Annotated in this window: 16 protein-coding genes; 12 read left to right on the top strand and 4 right to left on the bottom strand. The window is 39.2% G+C overall.

From position 1 onward, the window contains the following. Positions 1-28 precede the first annotated feature (28 nt). The 4 genes from K348_RS0108180 (at position 29) to K348_RS0108195 (ending at position 4,099) form a co-directional block, all read left to right on the top strand. A complete protein-coding gene (locus K348_RS0108180) occupies positions 29-1,600 on the top strand; it encodes a hypothetical protein (protein WP_029904479.1) in 1,572 nt (523 codons plus the stop codon). A gap of 105 nt (positions 1,601-1,705) precedes the next feature. Continuing rightward, on the top strand, positions 1,706-2,944 hold the full coding sequence (locus K348_RS0108185; RefSeq protein ID WP_029904480.1) for a pitrilysin family protein: 1,239 nt from the start codon (positions 1,706-1,708) through the stop codon (positions 2,942-2,944). 107 nt (positions 2,945-3,051) lie between these two features. Continuing rightward, positions 3,052-3,681 (top strand): porin family protein, encoded by a 630-nt coding sequence (locus K348_RS0108190; RefSeq protein ID WP_197027636.1) that lies wholly within the window; start codon positions 3,052-3,054, stop codon positions 3,679-3,681. Between the two features lie 94 nt (positions 3,682-3,775). Beyond that, positions 3,776-4,099: a hypothetical protein gene (locus K348_RS0108195; RefSeq protein ID WP_029904482.1), complete on the top strand. Its 324-nt coding sequence runs from the start codon at positions 3,776-3,778 to the stop codon at positions 4,097-4,099. Between the two features lie 29 nt (positions 4,100-4,128). On the opposite strand, the gene K348_RS0108200 is transcribed toward K348_RS0108195, so the two are convergent. The 3 genes from K348_RS0108200 to K348_RS0108210 all read right to left on the bottom strand — a co-directional run bounded on the left by K348_RS0108200 (position 4,129) and on the right by K348_RS0108210 (position 8,856). Beyond that, complete coding sequence (locus K348_RS0108200; protein WP_029904483.1) at positions 4,129-5,889, bottom strand: L,D-transpeptidase family protein; 1,761 nt, start codon at positions 5,887-5,889, stop codon at positions 4,129-4,131. Between the two features lie 176 nt (positions 5,890-6,065). Further along, positions 6,066-8,159, bottom strand: coding sequence for a M3 family metallopeptidase (locus tag K348_RS0108205; protein WP_029904484.1), 2,094 nt, complete (start codon positions 8,157-8,159; stop codon positions 6,066-6,068). Between the two features lie 58 nt (positions 8,160-8,217). Next, positions 8,218-8,856 (bottom strand): nitroreductase family protein, encoded by a 639-nt coding sequence (locus tag K348_RS0108210; protein WP_029904485.1) that lies wholly within the window; start codon positions 8,854-8,856, stop codon positions 8,218-8,220. 180 nt (positions 8,857-9,036) lie between these two features. Here K348_RS0108210 and ruvA point away from each other — a divergent pair, with 180 nt between their 5' ends. The 5 genes from ruvA (at position 9,037) to K348_RS0108235 (ending at position 21,275) form a co-directional block, all read left to right on the top strand. Then, positions 9,037-9,618, top strand: coding sequence for a Holliday junction branch migration protein RuvA (gene ruvA / locus K348_RS0108215; protein ID WP_029904486.1), 582 nt, complete (start codon positions 9,037-9,039; stop codon positions 9,616-9,618). 100 nt (positions 9,619-9,718) lie between these two features. Next, complete coding sequence (sprA, locus tag K348_RS0108220) at positions 9,719-17,257, top strand: cell surface protein SprA (protein WP_029904487.1); 7,539 nt, start codon at positions 9,719-9,721, stop codon at positions 17,255-17,257. 162 nt (positions 17,258-17,419) lie between these two features. After that, positions 17,420-18,991, top strand: a complete 1,572-nt coding sequence (locus tag K348_RS0108225) for a sensor histidine kinase KdpD (protein ID WP_029904488.1) — start codon at positions 17,420-17,422, stop codon at positions 18,989-18,991. Positions 18,992-19,013: 22 nt separating this feature from the next. Beyond that, positions 19,014-19,727 carry a response regulator transcription factor gene (locus tag K348_RS0108230; protein WP_029904489.1) on the top strand — a complete coding sequence of 238 codons (714 nt, stop codon included), beginning with the start codon at positions 19,014-19,016 and terminating at the stop codon, positions 19,725-19,727. Between the two features lie 309 nt (positions 19,728-20,036). Next, positions 20,037-21,275, top strand: coding sequence for an FISUMP domain-containing protein (locus K348_RS0108235; RefSeq protein WP_081852539.1), 1,239 nt, complete (start codon positions 20,037-20,039; stop codon positions 21,273-21,275). Between the two features lie 100 nt (positions 21,276-21,375). On the opposite strand, the gene K348_RS0108240 is transcribed toward K348_RS0108235, so the two are convergent. Next, positions 21,376-22,179 carry an inositol monophosphatase family protein gene (locus K348_RS0108240; protein WP_029904491.1) on the bottom strand — a complete coding sequence of 268 codons (804 nt, stop codon included), beginning with the start codon at positions 22,177-22,179 and terminating at the stop codon, positions 21,376-21,378. Positions 22,180-22,335: 156 nt separating this feature from the next. On the opposite strand from K348_RS0108240, the gene K348_RS0108245 reads away from it, so the two are divergent. The 3 genes from K348_RS0108245 (at position 22,336) to K348_RS0108255 (ending at position 25,456) form a co-directional block, all read left to right on the top strand. Next, positions 22,336-22,905 (top strand): AraC family transcriptional regulator, encoded by a 570-nt coding sequence (locus K348_RS0108245; RefSeq protein ID WP_029904492.1) that lies wholly within the window; start codon positions 22,336-22,338, stop codon positions 22,903-22,905. Between the two features lie 85 nt (positions 22,906-22,990). After that, on the top strand, positions 22,991-25,210 hold the full coding sequence (locus K348_RS0108250; RefSeq protein WP_029904493.1) for a cation-translocating P-type ATPase: 2,220 nt from the start codon (positions 22,991-22,993) through the stop codon (positions 25,208-25,210). A 30-nt stretch (positions 25,211-25,240) separates the two neighbouring features. Further along, positions 25,241-25,456, top strand: a complete 216-nt coding sequence (locus tag K348_RS0108255; protein ID WP_029904494.1) for a heavy-metal-associated domain-containing protein — start codon at positions 25,241-25,243, stop codon at positions 25,454-25,456. Positions 25,457-25,547: the final 91 nt, after the last annotated feature.

The following is a 25,547-nucleotide window of genomic DNA, read 5'->3' on the forward strand; positions in this document are numbered from 1 at the left end:
TTAGCCTATAATTAAAATACTACAAACAATGAAAAAGAGACAATTCTTCCTGACATTTTTATTCTTAACATCTGCATTAGTCCTGAATTCATTCGCGCAAACAAGCAAAGAACCCGTTATAGAATGGACTAAAAAACAACATATGGCTAAGGGTTTCGTAAATACCCTCACGCATATGAGTGCCAAGGATGATTCTTTCATATTTTTATACAGAACGGTTGCTGAGGGCAGTTTCAGTAAACCGCAAAGCTACTTTGTGAAGATGGATATGACTACCGGTAAACCGGAGAGTATCAAAGTAGAGTTAAAAGATAGCGGTGTGAAGCGAAACTGGCAACATATAAGGGGATTGGACGACCGCATCTATATATTCTCGACTTTCCAGAATAAGAAGGATAAAAGGCATTACGTTTTTGTAGAAACCCTGAACCAGGAAAAACTACAGTTTAATAATGATGCCCGCAAAATAGGTGAAATAAGCTATAAAGATATAGATGGTAGCAATCTGAGAAACTTTGTAGTGACAGTTTCTCCAAATAAGGAGAGGATACTGTTATCATATTCTATTGTTGACAAAAAAGAGATAACCGGACTTTGCATTCAGGTTTTCGATAAGGATTTAAATCCTATCTGGACACGGGAAAGCGATTTTCCACGGGTAGAAGGAAAAGAGGTGTATATTGGCAATTATACTGTTGATAATGAAGGTAACGTATATGTGGGACAAAATACCTATGATAAGCAAAAAGGGGTATGGAACCTTTATCTTACATGTTTTCCGGTGAATAACGGAGAGCCGCGGATACAGGAAGTGAAATTTTCGGGAGATAAATATGCCCGGAATGAAACATTTATCTGTACTCCAAAAGGGGAAGTGATATGCGCTGGATTATATTCTGCACCTAATAAATCAAGTGTTTCCGGTACTTTCTCTTTCTTATATTCTCCTCAATTGGGAACATTGTTGTCGAGCAATGAAAAAGAATTCGATGAAGAATTCATTACGATGGGAATGCGGGATAAAGATGCAGAAAAGATAATGGAAAATAAGGAGAAAGGTAAGGAATTCGATGAAGGATTCAAATATTATATAGACAAGAAATTTGAGAGAAAAGACGGAGGATACACTCTGATAGCTGAAAAATTTAAGCTGCAGGAACAAACAAACAGAAATGGTAATATGGTCTTTACCACTTATTACTATAGTTATAATGATATACTGATTCTTACCTTTAATGCCGACGGTTCGGTACGCTGGATGCAGAAAGTGCCAAAAGCCCAACGGCTAATAAACGCAGAACGATTATTCGGTTCTTACAGTGCTACTATAGATGATAGTGATAATATCCATATTTTATATAATGAGAATGTACGGGATAAAATGTCAGACAAGGCACAACCCTTAATGGTCGATTTAGATAAAGAAGGTAAAATGTCGTATGTAGAATTATTTAAGAATGATGAAGATTTTAGGAAGTCATTTTCACCTGTTCTGGCACGTAAGCTTCCGAACAATAAATATTTGCTTTCCCGTGTCAATCTTACCAGATGGGGTGCAAAAGGCACATTTATTCATTGGGGAATAACAGATTTGGAATGATATGACAATTCAATTTTATATTCTGTCTGTTTATAAAATAGTCAATTTAATGGTTGGACTATCCCCTCGGATATAAAAACTATTATCTTTGTCATTTCTAAATATATGACATCAGAAGAGATAAACTATTATTCACATACATTATCCAATGATCTCCGCATAGTGCATAAGCCTATGGTGGGGAATGTTTCATATTGCGGATTTCTTGTAAATGCCGGAACACGTGACGAGAAACAAGATGAACATGGTATGGCTCATTTTGTGGAACATATGTTGTTTAAAGGAACAAAGAAGCGCAAATCCCGTCATATCATAAACCGTATGGAGCATGTAGGCGGAGAATTGAATGCTTATACCAATAAAGAAGAGACTGTAGTCTATGCTATATTCTTGGAACATGATTTTGTCAGGGCATTCGAACTGCTTTCCGATATGACTTTTCACTCGGAATTTCCGCAACCGGAAATTGATAAAGAGATAGAAGTAATAATTGACGAAATACATTCATACGAAGATAATCCGTCAGAACTGATATTCGATGAATTTGAGGATCTGGTCTTTAAAGATTCTCAGTTGGGACACAATATCTTAGGCACTCCCGATGTTTTGGCCGGTTTTAATACCTCGAAAGCTAAAACATTTACCTCTACATTCTATAATCCTTCCAATACAGTATTTTTTTCTTTGGGGAATACTGATTTTAAGAGAATCATATACTATGCGGAAAAGTATCTGTCGGATTTATCGAACACAGTCTCTGTGAATAATGAACGGATAATACCGGAAAACATATCTGCTGAAAGTAGGCAAGAGGATAAAGATACTTCACAGGTACATGCTTTAATTGGTTGTCGTTCTTATTCGTTATATCAGCCCGAAAGAAAGATTCTGCATCTGCTTAATAATATATTAGGTGGCCCGGGGATGAACAGCCGTCTGAATATCTCTCTTCGCGAAAAGAGGGGCTATGTATACAGTGTCGATTCAACAGTGACGGCTTATACAGACACAGGCTTGGTTTCGATATACTTTGGCTGTGACAAACGCAATGTGAATAAATGCATCGACTTAGTGCATAAAGAGCTAAAGAAATTGAAAACCGATAAACTGACTACATCACAATTGTCGATTGCAAAGAAACAGCTTATAGGACAAATCGGTGTTATGAATGATAATCACGAAAATATAGCTTTGTCGTTAGGGAAGAGCTTTTATCACCATAATCATTATAACAGCTTGGAAGAAACTATTCGCAAAATAGATTCAGTAACGGCTAAACAGATACAGGATGTAGCGAATGAAATTTTTAACGAAAACAGGCTCTTTAGTTTAATATATAATTAATTCTCTTAACTTTGTGTTACGATATAAGCTTTATGAAAATAATATATAAAACATTCCTGCTTGCCGGACTTTTAGTTTTAGTATCTTCCGCTATAAATGCTCAAACTATGAGAAAGCGTATAACTTCTGATTTTGTTTTCGGTTGCAACTTTGCTTCAATGGATATAAAAGACGGCAATATGTATAAGGAGCCCAAATTTGGCTTTGTTATAGGTGCAAATGTCAATTTTAAGATATTACAGAACATTCAGCTTCAGACAGGTGTTTATGTCTCTAAGAAAGGGTTGCGACAACACATAAAACGTACAGAATATAATACCGGAGCAGGGGTTGAATATTACGGCGATACTCTCCGCAATACTGCTGCAGACTATTTGCAGGTTCCGTTATGTCTTGGATATGAAGTGTACCTTTCCAAGCATTTTGCAATCAATTTTAATGTGGGAGGATATGCCGCTTACGGATTTAAAGGTAAGAACAGGGGAGAGGCATTTACTACAACCATAAAGAATGGAGTGCAACAAGGAACATCTGTCGTTATCGATCCATACGAAGAAGAAACTTTTGCTTTAAGGAAATGGAACCGATGGGATTATGGAGCCTTGGGCAGGGTCGGTTTGATATATGATATATATACTATAAACTTGACCTATGAATACGGCTTTCATAATGTAGCCGACGATGGGCGGGAACTTATGAACCGGAATTTATCTCTTACCGTTGGATTCAGATTTTAGAGTTACTTCGTATATTACTGTTTAAACACCTTATTCAAACTTTTACTAAAAGATTTTGTTCTATATCTTATACAACAAATAAATCAATCGGAATATGGAAAATTTAGTAAAGAGATTACAGACAGAAGTAGGTTTGACGGAAGATGAAGCTATCAAGAGCATTTCTGTTGTAAAAGATTATATGGATAAAGAAGGCTTGGAGATAGACTGGGAAAAGTTCTTCAAGGGAAAATCACAGGAGTTTATTGTAAAAGCTAAGGAAATGTTCGAATCTATTTCGAAACATACTCACGTTTATACTGATAAATTTGTCGATAAAGTAGACAATTTTACAGATAAGGCCAGGAAAAGCGCTCATGACTTTAGTCAGAAGGCGGCGGACTTCTTCGATGAAAAGAATGACGATATCAATAAATAAAAAAGGAAGCGAATAGCTTCCTTTTTTATTTATATGTTCTGAGGATTTAAAGCATCCAATATCAAGCCATCATAGTCATATATGTCATCGGCGTAATATAAATTCTGGTCTTCCGGGAACATGTATGCTGTATAGTAATCTATAAAGAGTGATATAGGATTATCCTTGTCTATATTGATAATATCCGGAAGTTTTTTGAGCTTATTTGCTTTCAATAGTTTTTTACCTTCTTCCGATACCGGTGGCTTATTTATGCTATAATAAAATTGATCTTTATATGCTTCTTCTACAGGAGAAGAACAGAAGAAAGCAAGATCGAAAGGCCTTTGTACTCTCACACAGCCATGACTTACGGCCCTGTTCTTCCTGTTAAATGCTGCTTTACTCGGTGTATCGTGCAGATAAACAGAGAAAGCATTGTTAAACATGAATTTGACAAGCCCCAGTGAGTTTCCGGCTCCTGGATTTTGCTTTACTATGTAATGGAATTTGCTCGGGGTGACTTCTTTCCAATCTATGGAAGATACATCCACTTCTTTGCCTCCTTTATATAATTTCATGTTATTACGCTTGATGTAGGTAGGATCTCTTTTTTGCAGTACAGCGACTTCTTTTTGTGCTATACTGGTCGGTACATTCCAGTACGGGTTGAGGTTCATATAGCTGATATCGCTTTGCAGAAGAGGAGTTTTATTCCTCACAGAACCTACACATACTCTTGATATCAGAGGCAGAGTATCGCTATTGGCATCAGTGGCTACCAGCATAAAGGATGCAACATTAACCTCGATATGCTTATTGTGTTTTTTCTTTGTTCGTCTCCAGCGGTAACGTTCCATGTTAACGCGAATCTTAGCCATATAGTAATCGAAAGGGCGGTTAAGGGCTGTAACAGTCAGTTTACCGACTTCTTTCTCTTCGGGATATGAATTCTTTTTCCTGAAAGCATTGATTGCTGCCAGCAGTTTTTCGTCGAGTTTTTCGTGCAGGCTATCATTGCTTAGAGAGTCCGGTGCATATTCGCCCGTAAGCATAAGCCTGTCGGCAATCGTTTTGATGTGCTTACTTTTGTCACCCAATTTGTAAGTTGCTTCGCCTGAAGCAATTTCTTGAAAGCCTTTTTCTTTTTTATTCACCAGAGATTTATATTCCTCTTGTAGTTTCAGATATACCTCTTCCTGTGGCTGAGAGTTGAGTAATGCTGCAATCGGGTCTTTTTTTAGTTCCTTATATAATTCGGTATAAAATACAGAATCCGGTTTTGCCAAAGTAATATCATAATTCTTTTTATACAAATCCTTTGGATTCACAAATCCGTATTTCATACCTGTAATATACTTTATAGCTGACCTTGTGGATGTTTGTTCGAGATCTAGTATTATTTTATATACAGTATCAAGATTATTGATATACATTCCCGAATCGATAGCATCTGTCATCGATTTAATATCTGCTGTCGAAAATAATTCGGTAGATAAGCCATGGTCTTCTGCATGACTAAGTATATCGATAAATTTGTATAGCCTTTTCGTATCTAAAGTATCGTGTATCCATACCGGATTGTATTCCGTAACTGTATACATGTGGTTCAATGCAGAATCCAAAGAAACTTTATTCATCAATGATTCCCGTAAAATTTTTGAATCGAATTCCGGATAGTTTTTGGCGAATTTGGAACGTACAACTTCTTTTTTGCCTGATTCGCTGACTTTGGTGTGCTCTTTCTTCTTACAGCATACGATAGAGAAACAAAGTATCAGAAGAAAAGAAATACGGAGAATATATTTCATATAGGTTAATAAAAAGTGTCAAGCGCGTAATTTGTTTTAATACGATATATGTGATACAAAATTAATAAAAATTCACTGAATGGCAAGATTTGTAAATTCTTTAACACATCTGTTATCCGCAATAGAAAAGGCTATCAGATTTCCGATAGCCTTCTCTACAGTATATTTATATATAATTATTTCTTTATTCCGTTTCTTTTCAGTAATGCATCTATAGTAGGTTCTTGGCCGCGGAACTTGATATAAAGGCTCATCGGCTCTTCTGTATTTCCTCTTTCCAGAATATTCTTGCGGAAAGATTCAGCTGTCTCTTTATTGAAAATACCTGTTTCTTTGAAGAGCGAGTAAGCGTCTGCTTCAATTACCTCCGCCCACTTATAACCGTAGTATCCGGCAGCATACCCTCCCGAAAATATATGCCCGAAAGAGGTCGACATTGCCATTCCGTCTACCAATGGCAGCATCGCGGTCTTAGACATGGCATTGCGTTCAAACGCAATCACGTCGCCCGTATACGGCTGTGTCAGTGTATGCCATGCCATATCCAGATAGCCGAAGGACAGCTGGCGATAGCACATATATCCTGCATTGAAATTTGAAGCATCTATAAGCTTTTGCACTAACTCGGCAGGAATCTTTTCACCTGATTTGTAATGTACGGCAAATTTGTCGAGATATTCCTTTTCGGTCAGCCAGTTTTCCATTATCTGCGAAGGGAGTTCCACGAAATCATGCAGTACATTTGTTCCTGATAAGCTTTCATACGTACATTTAGTCAATATACCGTGCAATGCGTGCCCGAATTCATGGAGGAATGTTTCTACTTCATCGAATGTCAATAGTGCCGGATCGCTTCCCGTAGGACGGGTAAAGTTCATTACGATAAGTACATGCGGGCGTGAGTCTTTACCTTTCTCTATATACTGACCTTTAAACTCGCTCATCCATGCTCCCTGCCTTTTACCTTCGCGCGGGTGAAAGTCTGTGTATAGTACAGCCAGAAATTCTCCGTTTTCGTCCAGTACATCGAATGCTTCCACTTCGGGATGATAGACTTGTATCTTGGTGTTTTTACTGAATGTGATGCCATAGAGGTCGGTTGCCAGCCCGAATACACCTTTCTTTACATTTTCAAGTTCGAAATAAGGGCGTACAAGTTCATCACTGACGCTGTATTTTGCATCTTTCAGTTTTTCAGAATAAAATGACCAGTCCCAAGGCTTCAGATCGATCGATTTATTCTCAAATCCTACGGCAAAGCCTTCTACCATCTTCACATCTTCGCGGGCAGCTTTACCATATGCATCGAAGAGGTTGTCGAGCAAGTTGAATACATGCTGTTTATCTTTAGCCATTTTGTTGCGCAATACATAAGTTGCATAATCCTGATATCCCAAAAGATTAGCTAACTGCATGCGTGTTTCTGCAATTTGCTTAACATTCTCCTGATTATCGAATTCCCCACCCGAAACACACTGTGAGCCATAGGCCTTGTATAATTTCTCGCGTAAATCACGACGGGTAGAATATTTCATGAAGGCTATATAGCTAGGGGCAGAAAGGTCGAATAGCCAGCCTTCTTTACTCTTTGCTTGAGCTTTTGCCTTAGCGGCGTCTTTTACCATCTGCGGCAACCCTGCCAGATCGGCTTCATCGGTCAAAAGCATTTCGAACTTATTGTTTTCTTTCAGTGCATTTTGTCCGAATGTCAAACTCAACTGGCTTAGTTTACTGGATAGCTCTTTATATTTATCCCTGTCGGCACCTGTCAAATTAGCACCGCTGTTTTCAAATCCCTGATATGTCTTTTCCACAAGCCGGATTTGTTCCGGATTAAGATTTGATTCGAATCGTTTCTCATATACAGCTTTTATCTTCTGGAAAAGCCCTTCGTTCAGGCTTATTTCATTGGAATGTGCAGAAAGTTTAGGTTGTACGCGTTGTGCTATCTCCTGCATTTCGTCGTTGCTTTCGGCGCTCAGCAGATTGAAGAATACCGAAGTAACGCGTGATAACAGCTTACCCGATTCTTCGAGCGGAAGTATCGTATTCTGGAAAGTCGGCATCGACTTAGCCATTACTATTTTATTTATCTCAGCCGTATGGTCTTTTATGCCTTTATCGATAGCCGGCTCATAGTGTTCGTTCTTTATTTTACTGAACGGCGGTGTTTCATAAGGCGTCTTATACGCAGAGAAAAAAGGATTTTGAGCTTCAATTGTTGTCATTGTCATTATTAATAATAAAACAGAAAAAACGAATTTTTTCATAAGGGTCAGATGTATATGGTTATTAACTATTTTGCAAGATATATTGTTCGACTGAAGGCTATCTCCATTCTGTTATTTCATCTACAGAAAAACGCACGGTATCTTTCGCTTCTTCGGCCGCTTTACCTATAGATAAAAGCAGTGTCGGGATGTAACGTTTAGCATCCAACCCCAAGGCTTCGGTAAATTCTTTCCGCATAAATCCTCCGATAGGATTGGTATCATATCCGTAACTTTTAGCTGAAAGCATCAATTGCATAGTGACGAATCCGCAGTCCATGAATATTGAATTTTTAAGTCTTTCTTCGGTATATGACGCGCCATAGGCCATCATTATTTCCAGCATCTTCTGCTTATATTCTTCAGTCATTAATCCGTTATCGACATTGGCAGACAGTATCTTATCCGCATAGGAATAATTCTCCATATCGCCGTATATGGCAATGATAGCCGAACAGGTTTCCCATTGCAATTGGTTAAACATCATATAAGGTTTTATCATTTCCTTACCTTCGTCACTGTCTATAACGAAGAAACGCCAAGGCTGCAGATTGAATGAAGAGGGTGCAGTCATTGCATCCTGAAGTATAGCTGACATTTCTTCTTTGCTGATTTTTACCGACGGGTCGTATTTCCGTATTGAAATGCGTTCAGTGAACAAGGCGTTAGCCGGATTCTTAACGTTCTTTAATTGCATAGTTATTTTTTCTGGTTAATAGACTAAGACAAAGGTATAAAAACTAATCTAAAAACTTTATCTTTGCGCATCAAATAAGATATCGGGAAGATTATACTATTGAAAATACTTCCAATATGTTATATACTTTTTTTAATGTTTTTTCGTTATAAATTAACTGGTACAATTAGAGAGTAAAAAATGATCGATTATATAAAAGGAGAAATTGCAGAGTTAACCCCTACATCGGTTTCTTTAGAAGCCTATGGCGTGGGTTATTTTATCAATATATCGCTTAATACATATACAAATCTCTCGGGCAAGAAAGATGCGCGGATTTTTATATATGAGGCGATAAGAGAGGATGCTTATCAGCTTTTTGGATTCTATGATAAACAGGAACGTGAGTTGTTTATGTTGCTGATAAGCGTTTCGGGTATCGGTGCTAATACGGCACGTATGATGCTGTCGTCGATGAATACGCAGGAGTTGGCAAATGTCATTGCTTCGGGCAATGCCGATATGCTGAAAACAGTTAAAGGTATCGGGCTTAAAACAGCCCAGCGAGTGATTGTAGACCTGAAGGACAAGATAAAAATATCGGGAATAGAGCAGGCTGATATATTTCCGGCTCTTCATCCGTCGGGAGAGGAAGCGGTTGCAGCACTTGTGATGTTGGGATTCCCGCAGCAGGCCTCTCAGAAAGTAGTGGCTAGAATATTAAAGGATAAGCCTGACAGCGCAGTTGAACAGGTGATAAAAACAGCATTGAAAATGCTTTAGAAGAGTATCTGCAAAAAGCAGACTCATTACTTAACAACGCTATAGGCTCATCTTTACTCAATGACACAATAGATTTTAGTTTAATTATTTTTTTACCGGGTTGAAAAAATATATAAAATATTCATTTGTAATAACACTTCTTGTATGCTCTGTAAGCCTGTTTTCCGGCATTTCCGGCGAAGCAGACCTCTCTGTTGTGTATGCAGGTGAACTACAGCCCCAGGATACTGTGCCCCGTTATCCGGTAAAGAAAACGCAGATAACGACTTATAAAGATTTGAAAGATAATCCGCCTGCCGATTTGAAAACGCCTTCTAACATAACTACTACGGTCGAATATGATCCGAATACTAAATTATATATTTTCCGTACTAAGCTGGGCGATCAGGAGATATCGACTCCGTTTTCACTGACTCCCGAGCAATATATGGATTATACCCTGAAACGGTCTATGGCAGATTATTTCAAGGGTAAGAATGTGGAAACATACGATAAGAAAGATGTAAAGGATGAGTTCTCCCTGAAAGATATCAAATTAGATATAGGCCCTGCCGAGAGGCTATTTGGCCCGGGAGGAGTAAAAGTAAGGACGCAGGGCTATGTAGAGGCTACAATGGGCATCAAACATAGTAGCACAGATAATCCTACTTTATCGGAACGGAACAAGAGCAAGACTGCTTTCGATTTCAGCGAAGATATACAGATGAACGTAACGGCATCCGTCGGAGATAAGATCAATTTCGATATGAACTACGATACGAAGGCTCTCTTCGATTTTGATTCTAAAAAGCTTAAGCTGGGCTATGAAGGCAAGGAAGATGAGATCATAAAGCGTATCGAGGCCGGGAATGTGAGTATGGCTACTACCAATTCACTCATTAATGGCGGTACTTCCTTATTCGGTATCAATGCGGAATTGCAGTTCGGCAAATTACGTGTTAATACTGTTATATCCCAACAGGAATCCCAAACCCAGTCTACCAGTTCGCAAGGGGGGATACAATCGCGTGAATATGAATTTAAGGCTGACCAATACGATGCCAACAGACATTTCTTTTTATCCAACTACTTCCGCGACAATTACGACAAGGGAATGGCCAAGCTACCCTTTGTACAATCGCCCGTAAATATTACGAATATAGAGGTGTGGGTAACAAACAAGAGGGGTGATTATTCACAATCCCGTAATATACTGGCATTTGCAGATATCGCTGAGCATACTAAAATAAAAAATACAGGTAAATGGCAGTCTGTCGGTGGAAGGCCCGACAATCCGGATAACAGGGGAAATAATTTATATTCAACAATTCTGGAGCAAAAAGCCGGTGTCAGGGATTTTACGCAGATAACTACTATTTTTAGCGGTTATCTGGAGAGCGGGCTCGATTATGAAAAGATAGAGAGTGCGCGCCTACTTACTTCTTCGGAATACACATTCAATCCGCAACTGGGTTACATATCACTTACTTCGGCATTGCAGGCGGATGAAGTACTGGCCGTGGCATATACATATACGGCAAACGGAAAAGATTATCAGGTAGGGGAATTGTCTACGGATATTACAGATAAATACGATCCTAATAATAATACAAAAGGATCAGGAACTTTGTTTGTGAAACTTATAAAGCCTGTTTCATTATCGCCGCGTTCCTATACATGGGATATGATGATGAAGAACGTATATAAGATCAGTGACAACTCCATACAGCAGGATCGATTCCGCCTCAATATTTCATATCAGTCTGATACGATAGGCACCTATATAAACTATATTCCGGAAGGAAGAATAAAGAATGAACTGTTGCTGCGTGTTATGAATCTCGACAGGCTCGACTCCCGAAACAATGAGGTATCGAATAAAGAAGGTTCGAAAGGTGACGGTATTTTCGATTATGTTGAAGGATATACTGTAAACTCACAGAACGGACGAATATTCTTCCCTGTTGTGGAACCTTTCGGCTCGCATCTGAGAAGGCAGATCAGAAATAATGCCATTGCCGATAAATATGTATATCAGGAGTTGTACGATTCTACATTGACTGTGGCACAGCAGATAGCTGAAAAGAATAAGTTTAAAATTTATGGTTCGTATCGTGGTTCGGGTACAAACAATGCCGAAATAGACCTCAATGCCACAAATATACCGCCCGGATCTGTCAGATTGACAGCTGGGGGCGCTGCATTAGTAGAGGGTGTCGATTATATTGTCGATTATATTTCCGGAAAAGTGACTATTATCAACCAAAACATTATCGATTCGAATACACCGATAGAAGTATCGTCGGAAGGACGTACTTTCAATATGCAGCGCAAAACGCTTCTCGGTCTCAACCTTAGCTATGATATTTCCAAGAATTTCAATGTTGGCGGTACCATAATGCATTATTACGAAAAACCGTTGACTACCAAAACGGTAATTGGCGATGAATCCGTAAAGAATACGTTATGGGGTCTGAATACATCTTTCAAAACGGAATCGATGTGGCTTACAAACCTTGTAGATAAACTGCCGTTTGTAGAAGCTACACAACCGTCGCAGATAACATTCAATGCCGAGTTTGCACATATGATACCCGGCCATTACCAGAGCAAGGAAGCCGGAGGCTATTCTTATCTGGATGATTTCGAATCTTCACAGTCGCGCATCGATATTAAAAATCCGTATGCATGGACATTGGCTTCTACTCCGGTAGGAGCAAAAGGTAAAGACGGAAAAGAACTTTTCGAATATGCAAAACTGAGCAATGACATAAGATATGGCATGGACAGGGCGATGCTTGCATGGTTCTCTATAGACGGAATATTTACTCGTAAAAGTTCTAATCTTACTCCCAATCATATAAAGAATGACAAGGAGCAGCTTTCAAATCATTTTGTGCGTGAGATAAATATGCGTGAAATATATCCGAATAAGGATGTTCCATATAACGAATCTTCTGTAATACCCGCACTCAATCTGTCTTATTATCCAAATGAAAGAGGTCCTTACAACTTAGATGCGACTTATATTGATACGGATGGTAAACTCCTGAATCCGGAAAAGAGGTGGGGAGGGATTACCCGCCGCATGGATGTGCGTGATTTCGAAGCTTCGAATATCGAATACATCGAATTTTGGCTTATGGATCCTTTTGTATATGATACTGTTCCGACTGTAAAAAAGAATGTAGGAGAACTATATATAAACTTGGGTGAAATATCGGAAGATGTGCTGAAGGACGGGAAGAAATTTTTCGAAAACGGCCTTCCGGTGAATGACGAACCCGATGCGGTGGACTTTACTGTATGGGGTAAGGTGCCGAAACGTCAGTCTACTGTATATGCGTTCGATGATAATTCGGGTCGTGATGCCCGCAGGAAGCAGGATGTAGGGTTCAACGGGTTGAGTACCGAAGAGGAATTTACATTCCAGACCTATACAGATTATCTTACGGCATATCAGGCAAAACTTTCTGCAACTGCTAAAGAAAGATTGCAAAACGATCCTTTTTCTCCACTCAATGATCCTGCTGGCGATACATACCATTATTACAGGGGTGCGGACTACGACCAAAATCAGGTAAGTATTCTCGACCGGTATAAATACTATAACAATACAGAAGGAAATTCTCCTAATTCAGATGAAAGTTCTGAAAGTTTTTCAACCGCATCCCGCTCTGTGCCAGATGTCGAAGATATCGATCAGGACAATACATTGAATGAAACGGAATCTTACTTTCAGTATAGGGTCGAACTCGATCCGGATAAGATGAAAGTCGGTCAGAACTATATTGTAGACAGCCGTAAAGTAACAGTTCCCCTGCGTAATGGAAAGGATGGAGAAGTAACATGGTATCAGTTTAAAGTTCCTGTACGTCAATGGGGTGAGAGAATAAACAATATTCAGGATTTTAAGAGTATCCGCTTTATGCGAATGTTCCTCACAGGATTCAACAGGACGACATTCCTGCGTTTCGGTACGCTACAGCTTGTGCGTGGCGACTGGCGCGTGTACGAGCAGACATTAAATAAGAATAACGAGGTTTCGGGTAACGGGAAGATAGATGTTGCTACTGTAAATATAGAAGAGAACTCAGACCGTAAACCTGTAAGCTATGTACTTCCTCCGGGGCTGAGCCGTGCAATCGATCCCGATCAGGCACAACTGATGCAGGAAAACGAGCAGTCTTTATCGATGCGCGTAACGAACCTGAGTGCAGGGGATGCACGTGCTGTTTATAAGAATACTTACTACGACCTGCGGAGATATAAGCGCCTGCAATTATATACACATGCCGAACAACTCGTAAATGGAGAGGCACTCACAAGAGGCGATTTATCCGTATTTATCCGTTTGGGTTCCGACTATAAGAACAATTATTATGAATATGAGATACCATTGGTAATAACGCCGGAGGGCAATTACAGCAATAATAATTCGAATGACAGGAATATGGTATGGCCTGCCGATAATATGTTCGATTTTCCTTTGGAATTGCTTAAGGATGTAAAACTTCACCGTAACCGCGAAAAGCGTAAGGCTGGATCTAAAGTTTCCTACACTACTTTATACCATGAGTATGACCCTGACAAGCAGAATAACAGAGTCAGCGTGATAGGTAATCCTTCGCTATCGGAAATTAATGTGATAATGATAGGAGTGAGGAATAACAGCACAGTCAACAAATCGGGAGAAGTCTGGATTAACGAACTTCGCCTGACCGACTTCGACGAGGAAGGCGGATGGGCAGCACAGGGTAATCTCAATGTAGCTTTGTCCGATCTGGGAACATTCAATATATCGGGCAGAAAAGAGACCGTAGGCTTCGGCGCATTGGATCAAAGCCTGATGGAGCGGCGTTCCGACGATTATTATACATACAGCATTGCCGCCAGTGTAGAACTGGGTAAATTCTTCCCGGAAAAAGCGAAAGTCAGCCTGCCTGTATATTATTCCTATTCGAATCAAACGATAACGCCTAAATACGATCCGTTCGATCAGGATGTTACCCTTAAAGAATCGTTGAGTATTGTCGATACCAAAGCCGAGAAAGACTCAATAAAAAGCCTTGCGCGGGATAAAACCACCACCAAAAGTATAAGTTTAAACAATATAAAGGTCAATATACAGAGTAAAACGCCGATGCCGTACGACCCTGCTAACTTCAGTTTCGGTTATTCTTACAGTCAGAGCGAAACTAAGAATCCGACAACGGTTTATGACCTCTCAAAAAATTATAAGGCGACATTCAACTATACTTATTCGCCTATAGTCAAGGCATGGGAGCCATTCAAAAATAATAAGAGCAGATCGGGTGCAGCTAAATTTGCACGATCTTTAGGATTTAACTATCTGCCATCCAACATAGCATTCAATTCCAATATCACACGTTTCTACACCGAAACGGTTTTGCGGGACATTGAAAGCTACCGGTTAGGAGGAGAAAATAACAGCCAGTTCTTATCATGGAGCCAGTCGTTTTTATGGGATAGGGATTTCAATATTAACTGGGATTTCACTAAAAATCTGAAATTCTCATTCCAGTCAGGTACGAGAGCCGAGATAGAAGAACCATACCTGCAGGTGAATAAGAAACTGAACAGGGATGATTATGATATATGGAAAGATGCCGTGATGCGCAGCCTGAAATCTTTAGGTGATCCATTATCTTATCGTCAGACGGCGAGTGTGACCTATCAGCTTCCTTTCAGGAGTATACCCGCAATGGACTGGATAACATCGAACGCAGGATATTCGAGCGGATATCAATGGGATAGGGGAGCGCATATCGATAGTGTCGAGATTGGCAATACGATAAGCAATACGATGACATTGGAGTTGACCAACCGTTTCGATATGACGGCATTGTATAATAAATCTTCTTTCCTGAGAAAAGTAAATGAACGCTTCGGCACCAGAAGGCGCCAGCAATCACCTACCCAGCGTGAACGCGAGAGACGGCAACCGGAAAGACGTCGCTTTACGCAGGATGTCATACTTCAACCGGATACGACAGCTACCGTAAGTCATGGCTTGAATACAAAAAATATACAAGTGCTGGCAAGAAAGGACGGAAAAGCATATTCCGTTAAATTTAAGAAACTGGATGAGAATACAATACTAATAACCAATAAAGACTCGGCCAATATACAATTGAGTATTGAGAGCAAAAACAGGGAACCCGGCTCATCTTCTCAGCTATGGACGGATATAGCCGAATATTCTGCACGCGGACTGATGTCGATACGAAGTGTAAGCTTTAACTATTCACGGCATAATGAGACTTATATCTCTGGCTTCAGACCGGGAATAGGTGATGCTTTCGGGCAAAAAGGTTCTGATTACGGAATGGTGCCGGGCTTGGGATTTGCATTCGGTCTGGAAGGCGGCGATGATTTCATAAATAAATCGATTGACAGAAACTGGCTGGTAGGAAATGAGATGAATGTGTCGCCGTCGGTATTCAACAATGCCGAAACGTTCGAATTCAGGGCACAGATAGAACCTTTCAAAGATTTCAAAATAGAACTGAATGCCAAACATGAAAATAATAAACGCACAGAAGTTCAATACACAGTACTCGAGAATGGTGTACCGAATACTTTAAGGACATACGGTGGGAATTTCTCCATGACTACAATTGCTTTGTCGTCGGCGCTGAAAAGCAGCAATGCGAAAAACAATTATCAGTCCGATGCTTTCGATAAATTCTTAAAAAATAGATACAGAATAAAGAGCAGATTGGAAGCTCAATATGGTAATGTACGTTATCCGGAAGGGGGATTTATATCCGAAGAAAGGCCAATGCTCGCAAATAACCCTTACCATCCGTCAAATGGTCAGGTCGATATTAATTCTGCCGATGTACTTGTACCTGCATTTATATCTGCGTATACAGGGCGTGACGCTAAAAAAATCTCGCTGACCGCATTCCCTTCATTATTGTCTATGTTGCCGAACTGGACAGTGACTTATGACGGACTGGTTAACATACCTGTTATAAAAGACAAATTTAAGACCTTACGTTTGAACCATGCATATACCTGTTATTATCAGGTAAGCAATTACTCTTCATTCTCCAACTGGCTACAGGCAGACGATGATCTCGGTTTTATACGTGATGTGCTGAATGGTAATCCTGTTCCTTCATCTCCATATAATATATCATCGGTAGGCATATCCGAGTTATTCAATCCTTTGTTCGGGGTAGAAGGCACCCTCAATAACAATATGACTATCAATGCGCGGTATAATAACGCCCGTACATTGACATTGAATATGTCTTCTTACCAGATTATCGAATCCCTTCAAAAGGAATTTGTACTAGGATTCGGATACCGTATCAACGAATTCAACAGGCTTATCGGCCTCACACCGAAAACAGCAAGACAGTTTAATAACGACCTTAATATCAAGGCTGATGTGTCGCACAGGACTGTTGAAGCGCTATTGCGTAAGATTGAGGAAAATTTCACACAAGCTACGAGTGGCACGACTATTGTAACGTTAAAATTGTCGGCAGACTATGCAATGAGCAGATCTTTGACATTGAGAGCCTTTTACGACCGGATACTGAATAAGCCGTTGATTTCGTCTTCTTCTTATCCCACAACAAACAGTAATTTTGGAATAAGCTTAAAATTTATTTTGCTACAATAAAAATTATTTATAAGCTTGCATAGAAAAAATATTTCCTTTATGTTTATTTTTTCAAATGTTAAACAATATCTTTGTCTTAATTGTTAAATAGGAAAATCGGAGGCACTAAATTATATATAATATATATAAATTTGATTTCGATTAATAATAGAGAGGGCTAAAATGAGAAAATCGACTATATGGATACTTGCCGCCATTATGGCATTTGCGTTCTTTGGCCTGTTGTACTTACAAATAACCTACCTTAGAGAGTCCATAAGGTTAAGGAGCGACCAGTTTAATGAAGCTGTAAACAGAAGCTTGTCTCAGATATCGAGAAATCTTGAACTCGACCAGACTCAAAAATATCTGAACGAAGCTTTTCTTGAAAGCCAGAAGAAACAGGCAGCTTATAACCGATCATTGTCTCTGCGAAACCAATTGGAAGAAGAAACGGTTACACATCAGCAAAGGGTGAAAATGACGGCGCCCGACATGGAAATAAATATGGAAGTGAACATGTCGTCTACAACCCAGCGCCCAAAGAACCAGATTTTTCAGTCGCAGGGAGGAACTAACGCTATAGCGCGGACAATATTCGATATGCAGGACGAACAGAAAAAGCGTTTTCTGTATGAGAGCGATATAATGAACGAGGTTTTGAACAGGCTTATCAATACGGCAAGTAACATTCCGATTGAAGACCGTGTAAATCTCAAATCACTGGAAACCGCTATCAGAAACCAGATAAAATACAACAATATCGAACTGGCATTCGAGTATGAGGTAGTAGATAAAAATGACAAACCGATATACCGGCAGCCGTTTTTTACAATGGAGGGTAGGAAAGATTATTATTCCCAGCCATTGTTCCCGAACGACCCTCAGGATAAGGTGACATATCTGAAAGTTTACTTCCCCGACAAAGAAAAATACTTGTTTAGTGAAGTAAAATTTCTATATCCGTCAATTTTATTTACCTTTATACTGTTAGTTACGTTTATAATAATCATTTACATCACTTTCCGCCAAAAGCGTTTGTCGGAAATGAAGAGTGATTTTATGAATAATATGACTCACGAATTGAAGACTCCCGTATCTACTATATCGCTTGCAGCACAGATGCTTAAGGACGGTTCGATCACTAAATCTCCCGAAGTATTCAAACATATCTCCGGTGTGATAAATGACGAAACCGAACGATTAAGTTTTCAGGTAGAAAAGGTATTGCAAATGTCTTTGTTCGAGAAGCAAAAGGCTACCCTGAAAATGAAGGAGTTGGATGCTAATGATGTGGTCGTGAGCGTGGCTAATACATTCCAAATCAAAGTAGAGAAATTCGGAGGTAATCTGGATATCGATCTGGAAGCTACAGATTCGGCTATAGAGGCAGATAAGATGCATTTTACCAACGTATTATTTAATCTGTTGGATAATGCGGTAAAATACAGGAGAGAGGATATTCCGCTGGAACTGATGATACGTACTTGGAACAGTAATAATAAATTATATATTTCGGTGGAAGATAACGGAATAGGTATAAAGAAAGAATACGTGAAAAGAATTTTTGAACGGTTCTACCGTGTATCTACCGGAAACAGACATGATGTTAAGGGCTTTGGCTTAGGTTTGGCATATGTAAGGAAAATAGTTGAAGATCACAAAGGCACGATAAAGGCTGAAAGTGATATAGGAAAAGGTACCAAATTTATAATTTGTCTGCCGATAATGAAAAATAAAGAGCAACTCAAATAAATTGTATGTAAATAAGTAAGTTATGGAAGAAAAATTGAAATTATTTTTATGTGAAGATGATGAAAATCTTGGTATGTTACTAAGAGAATATCTTCAGGCAAAAGGTTATGATACTGACCTTTATATCGATGGAGAGGTAGGTTACAAAGGATTTGTTAAAGAAAAGTACGATCTGTGTATCCTTGATGTGATGATGCCTAAAAAAGACGGTATCACATTAGTTAAAGAAATCAGGGCTATAAATACAGAGATCCCTATTATATTTCTGACAGCCAAAAACATGAAGGACGATATCCTTGAAGGATTCAAAGCCGGAGCTGACGACTATATTACAAAGCCGTTCAGCATGGAAGAACTCGTTCTGCGTATCGAAGCTATTTTCCGTCGTGTTAAGGGCAAGAGAAACAAAGAGCAGCAGGTTTATCAGTTTGGTAACATGAACTTTGATACTCAGAAACAAATACTGACTATCAACGGTGAAAGTACTAAGTTGACAACTAAAGAAGCTGAGCTTTTGGCCTTGCTCTGTGCTCATGCTAACGATATTCTGGAGAGAAATCACGCCCTGAAACAAATCTGGGTAGATGATAATTACTTCAATGCTCGTAGTATGGACGTGTATATCACTAAGTTGCGTAAGCTGTTGAAACCGGACCCAAGTATTGAAATTATCAATATACATGGTAAGGGTTACAAGCTTATTGCTCCTGTAAACGAAGAAGAAGGTGCTGAATAATCAGTATGACTATAGATTGAAAAGCCGGTTGATACCGGCTTTTTTGTTTTTGGTCAATTATCTTTCAATTAAGTAGAGATTGAGACGGTGTACATTATAATATCTTTTTAGATGTGTTTCAGAATGTGGTTGCCGGAGTTTTCGATGAAAGGTTGTTAGGATATCTGCATAGAAAATAACCAATCTAATAGGTTTAAACAGGATATTGTCAATCAGATACTCTTTCGTATTAAATTTTTTAATATTACTTTTTATATATATCTTTGACGCATTAATTCGAGTACAAAGACAAATATCACTTTACAGATTATGACACAATTGAAAAGATTCATCCTTTTTGTTTTTTTATTCATGTTTTTAGGATTTGGTTCTTTCTTATTTTCCCAAGTAACTGTTGGTTTAGATGCCACTCCTGCCCATGGTGCTATGCTGCAGTTAAAGGAAAATAATAATGTTCAGGAAAATTCAACCAGAGGAATGATGCTTCCACGTGTATTCCTCACTGATTTGAGCAAACTAAAGATGGATGCCCTAACGGAATATACAGGTGTGGAACGTAATAAACACATTGGGCTGACTGTATATAATGTGAATGAAGACCGTTGTCAGAAGGACCCTATTTATAAGGCAGTCTATGTATGGGATGGAGAGCATTGGACGATTCTTCAACCAATGGATCAGGATTATATCGTAGAGACGGATCAGGAAGGACAACCGTTTAAAGCCCGAAATTTTGGCAGCAGGGCCGGTATATGGATGATTGAAAACCTTGCTGTTACAACATATGCCGATGGTACGCCCATACCTTTGCATAATGGAACAGCTGCAGTTTCAGAATCTTATATTTATCCCAATATAACTTCTACGGCATGGAATACTCCGATGGCAGTATGGGAAAGAAGCCATGGCCTGCTTTATACTTTTCCTGTTATAACCCGTGGATATACTCCTACCCAGCCTGATCAGGCTGCTGAACCGGGGGATACTCCCGGTTCAAAAGAAATAGAATCTGTGTTGGAAACATCGGCAGGAGCAAAGAATGGAAAATTGCAAGGCCCTTGCCCTACCGGTTGGCATGTACCAAGCGATAGAGAATGGAACACATTAGAGGAAGTGATATATAATAATATGTCGGCATATAGTACTTATTCTAAGGATGATAAGCCGACTCCACCGGCTTGGGATAATACCTGGAATTCCGTATCGATATATTATGACAGGCCGCAAACTGTTGCCGCTGGTACCCATGCCCATGGACTGGCTATGATAAATCCTTGTCCGACGCCGGGAACTACCAAGAGTACTGGCGGAAAAAGCCTTTTAGCTAGTGAAGGTGGATTTGATGTGCTGTTAACAGGACTTGGTACTGCATACGTAAATGATCCGATAAAGGCATCGTCTTATTCATCAAGAGCCTATTTATGGTCTGCCAGTAACAGGAGTACATCTGATGGCATAATGAGAAGATTTACACCTTCCGATTCGAGGGTTTATCGAGGCCCTTCCAACAAACATATATTACTATCTATCCGTTGCAAAAAAGATTAATAGACTCTACTAAGCGGCTTACAATCAAGCCAATATAATAACCGACTCTTTGATTTTAATCTATTGACTTTCTAAAAGAAATTGTGTCCATTGAAATATTTTAGATGATATCAGGAATAAATGGTTTTATGAGATCATAAATTTCAGCATGTATAACTGTATTGTTGGATGCAATAATATGATGATTATCAAATAAGAGTTCATCATTCTCAAAATTCGTAACTTTTCCGCCCGCTTCTTCCACAATAAGCGCACCCGCCATAAAATCCCACGGCTTGATAAATGCCTCGCACCATACGTCGAACCGTCCTGCAGCAACATAGCATAGCGACATAGCGGCAGAACCATTGATACGAATACTCGATGCCTTACCGTATAGTTTATTCATCAAATGATTCATTAATGGCTTGTACTCTTTATCATTGTAGGGTAGATCCAGTCCGATAAGGGCTTTGTTTATATCTTTATTGACAGATACGGAAATAAGTTTTCCATTGAGGAATGCCTTACCGCCCTTCCATGCATAAAAACACTCGTCACGGCATACTTCATAAATAACACCGATAAGTGGTTTTTGCTTATATGTGAGGGCTATGCTGACGCAATACGGCGCATTGTCATGTATGAAATTTGTTGTACCGTCCAAAGGATCGATTACCCAGCAATAGTCTTTTTCTTCAGTTTGTATGGTATCTTCCTCTGTAATAAATCCGGCTTCGGGTAATAATGCGGATAGTTTTTTAACCAGCAACTTTTCAGTTTCTTTGTCTACATACGATACATAATCGTGTGCATTCTTTTCTTCTACCTTATCCGTGCTGAATACTTTCCTTTCCGTTGATAAAAATTCTGCCCCTTGTCTTGCTATTTTGCATACTTCGGAAGCCATATATTTCAAATCCATAGATGCCTGTTTTGAGATTCATACAAAGGTAAACAAATGACATGTAATTTATTCTTTGAAGGGATTTTTTTGATATGTTTGTCAAAAATACCAATTTTCGATTTTGTTGAATAATCGAATACATGGTACGCTTTTTGAAGATAATTAGATATCGATATGAACAAGGAAGTATTATATATAAAGAATATGGTTTGCAACCGTTGCATAATGGTTGTTGAATCCGAATTGAAAAAACTTGGTGTAGAACCCTTCTCTGTCGAATTGGGAGAAGTGCAGCTTGAAAGTGCTCTTACGAAGGAGCAAAAAGAGCAATTGACCGAACGGCTTGAATCCCTCGGTTTCTCACTGATCGACGATAGAAAGGGGCGGCTGATAGAACAGGTGAAAACGCTCATTGTAGAACTTGTTCATTATAATAACAATGATTTGAAAATCAATCTGTCCGATTATATTAGCGAAAAACTTCATCACGACTACAATTATATCAGCAATCTGTTTTCGGAAGTTGAGGGAACGACTATCGAAAAGTATTTTATTGCACAGAAAATAGAAAAGGTAAAAGAATTACTGGTATACGATGAGCTGACACTGAACGAAATAGCGTTCAAGTTGAATTATTCTAGTGTCGCCCATCTCAGTGCACAGTTCAAAAAGGTGACAGGGCTGACTCCCAGCCACTTCAAGCAAGTGAAAACAAATAAGCGCAAGCCTTTGGATAAGGTGTAAATCTTATAAACTATACAAAAAATAATATAACAACTTCCAGCCCTTTTGTTGCGACCTTTGTATATTCTTATTTGAAGAGTATATAATGAAAACAACAAACCGGATAATAAAGAAAACGTTTCCAGTCTTACAGCTTTCCTGTGCTTCCTGTGCAATCAATGCGGAGAGCATAGTAAAGGGTATGAACGGAGTGGAGAATGCCTCAGTCAATTTTGCTACAGCCACACTGGCGGTAGAATATAATCCAACGGTAATTTCACCGGAAGATATGCGCACTGCTATTCAGGACGGGGGATACGATCTGCTTATCGAAGAAGATGAGGATACAGCAGCCGAGACTTTGGAAGAAATCCATCAAAAAAGATTTGGCGAGCTTAAGCAAAAAACTATATTGGCTATCATCTTTTCATTGCCTATAGTCATTATAGGGATGTTCTTTATGCATATACCTTATGCCAACGAAATAATGTGGATACTCTCTACTCCGGTTGTCTTCTGGTTGGGGAGGGACTTTTTCGTCAATGCATGGAAGCAGGCAAAACTCCGCTCTGCAAATATGGATACACTTGTGGCTTTGAGTACGAGTGTGGCATACCTTTTCAGTGTATTTAATACGCTATTTCCAAGTTTTTGGATAGAGAGAAGCGTAGAGCCCCATGTTTATTTTGAAGCAGCAAGTGTGATAATCGCCTTTATTCTCCTAGGACGTTTGCTGGAAGAGAAAGCAAAAGGTAATACTTCATCTGCCATAAAAAAACTAATGGGTCTGCAACCTAAAACTGTCGTGCTGATAAAAGATGACGGTAGTCACGAACAGGTTCCTATTGAAAATGTAGGTATCGGAAATATCATTCTGGTTAAACCCGGAGAAAAAATTGCAGTAGACGGTATTGTTACCGCCGGTGAATCCTATGTAGATGAAAGCATGCTGAGCGGAGAACCAATCGCCGTATTGAAACAAAAGAATGAAAAAGTATTTGCCGGAACAATAAACCAAAAGGGTAGTTTCCAATTCAGGGCAGAAAAGGTCGGTGCAGATACCATGCTTGCCCAGATTATAAAAACGGTGCAGGAAGCGCAGGGAAGTAAAGCGCCTGTACAAAAGTTGGTTGATAAGATAGCCGGAATCTTTGTGCCTGTAGTGATGAGTATTGCCCTCCTTGCTTTTGTCCTTTGGATAATATTTGACAGTACCAATGGCTTTACACACGGATTACTGGCATTGGTTACCGTACTGATTATCGCCTGTCCTTGTGCTCTCGGATTAGCTACTCCCACAGCAATTATGGTCGGAGTCGGTAAAGGTGCGGAGAAAGGTATATTGATAAAAGATGCCGAAAGCCTCGAACTGGCAAAGAAAGTTAATGCAGTTGTATTAGATAAAACGGGAACAATTACAGAGGGCAAACCGGTTGTAACAGATATCTTCTGGCTAAATAACAATGACAGTAAAAAAGAAATATTACTTAGCTTGGAAAAACAATCGGAGCATCCTTTAGCCGATGCTGTCATACAGTATTTCAGCGGACTGTCTTCACTTCCTGTTTCTAACTTTGAAAGCATTACGGGAAAAGGAGTGAAAGGAGTAGTTAACGGAGAAATATACTATATAGGGAATATCAAATTATTGGAAGAAAACAATATAGCGACCAACCCGGATCTTTTACAACAGGCAGATAAACTATGTACAGAATCAAAAACCGTTATTTGGTTCTCGGATGATAAAGCTGCGATGGCGGTTATTGCCATTGCTGATGAAATAAAAGAGACATCACTTGCAGCAATAAAACAATTACAAGATTCCGGAATAGAAGTGTACATGCTTACCGGAGATAATGAAGCAACAGCTAAAGAAATAGCAGCCCGTACCGGAATAAAACACTACAAAGCAGAAGTTTTGCCGCAACAAAAAGCGGATTTTATAAAGAAATTACAGGATAAAGGTAAAACTGTTGGTATGGTCGGTGATGGTATCAATGACAGCACGGCATTGGCTCAGGCCGATTTAAGCATTGCTATGGGAAAAGGCAGTGATATAGCTATGGATGTGGCTAAAATGACAATCATCTCTTCCGACCTGAATAAGATACCCGAAGCAATTAAATTATCGAAGCAGACAGTTGCTACTATCCGTCAAAACCTTTTCTGGGCATTTATATATAATATGATAGGAATACCCATTGCTGCGGGTATCCTTTATCCGATAAACGGATTCCTGCTTAATCCGATGATAGCGGGTGCAGCAATGGCTCTGAGTAGTGTAAGCGTGGTAAGCAACAGCTTAAGGCTGAAATGGAAAAAATAATTCAAACAACAAACAATAAACAATAAGATTATGGAAGCAAAGACATTTACATTTAAAACGAATATCAATTGTAGTGGATGTATCGCTAAAGTTACTCCCTTTCTTGATGAAGTTAATGGAATCTCAAACTGGAATGTAGATACGGTAAATAAAAACAAAGTGCTGACAGTAGTGTCAGACGGAATTACCGAACAGGAAGTTATTGATACGGTTAAGAAGGCAGGTTTTAATATAGAAGTCTTCTAAACCTTTTGTTTTCACATCATCATAAGAAATGAAGAATCTCATCAAAAGAGAGATTCTTCATTTTATTTAGTATCAAAAATAAGGATAATAT

Source organism: Prevotella sp. 10(H) (genome assembly GCF_000711235.1).
Lineage (GTDB): Bacteria > Bacteroidota > Bacteroidia > Bacteroidales > Dysgonomonadaceae > Dysgonomonas.

Bases quoted from the DNA above. Each gene is read 5' to 3' on its own strand.
- K348_RS0108180 (WP_029904479.1), top strand. From the start codon at position 29: ATGAAAAAGAGACAATTCTTCCTGACATTTTTATTCTTAACATCTGCA.
- K348_RS0108185 (WP_029904480.1), top strand. From the start codon at position 1,706: ATGACATCAGAAGAGATAAACTATTATTCACATACATTATCCAATGAT.
- K348_RS0108190 (WP_197027636.1), top strand. From the start codon at position 3,052: ATGAGAAAGCGTATAACTTCTGATTTTGTTTTCGGTTGCAACTTTGCT.
- K348_RS0108195 (WP_029904482.1), top strand. From the start codon at position 3,776: ATGGAAAATTTAGTAAAGAGATTACAGACAGAAGTAGGTTTGACGGAA.
- K348_RS0108200 (WP_029904483.1), bottom strand. From the start codon at position 5,889: ATGAAATATATTCTCCGTATTTCTTTTCTTCTGATACTTTGTTTCTCT.
- K348_RS0108205 (WP_029904484.1), bottom strand. From the start codon at position 8,159: ATGAAAAAATTCGTTTTTTCTGTTTTATTATTAATAATGACAATGACA.
- K348_RS0108210 (WP_029904485.1), bottom strand. From the start codon at position 8,856: ATGCAATTAAAGAACGTTAAGAATCCGGCTAACGCCTTGTTCACTGAA.
- ruvA (WP_029904486.1), top strand. From the start codon at position 9,037: ATGATCGATTATATAAAAGGAGAAATTGCAGAGTTAACCCCTACATCG.
- K348_RS0108225 (WP_029904488.1), top strand. From the start codon at position 17,420: ATGAGAAAATCGACTATATGGATACTTGCCGCCATTATGGCATTTGCG.
- K348_RS0108230 (WP_029904489.1), top strand. From the start codon at position 19,014: ATGGAAGAAAAATTGAAATTATTTTTATGTGAAGATGATGAAAATCTT.
- K348_RS0108235 (WP_081852539.1), top strand. From the start codon at position 20,037: ATGACACAATTGAAAAGATTCATCCTTTTTGTTTTTTTATTCATGTTT.
- K348_RS0108240 (WP_029904491.1), bottom strand. From the start codon at position 22,179: ATGGATTTGAAATATATGGCTTCCGAAGTATGCAAAATAGCAAGACAA.
- K348_RS0108245 (WP_029904492.1), top strand. From the start codon at position 22,336: ATGAACAAGGAAGTATTATATATAAAGAATATGGTTTGCAACCGTTGC.
- K348_RS0108250 (WP_029904493.1), top strand. From the start codon at position 22,991: ATGAAAACAACAAACCGGATAATAAAGAAAACGTTTCCAGTCTTACAG.
- K348_RS0108255 (WP_029904494.1), top strand. From the start codon at position 25,241: ATGGAAGCAAAGACATTTACATTTAAAACGAATATCAATTGTAGTGGA.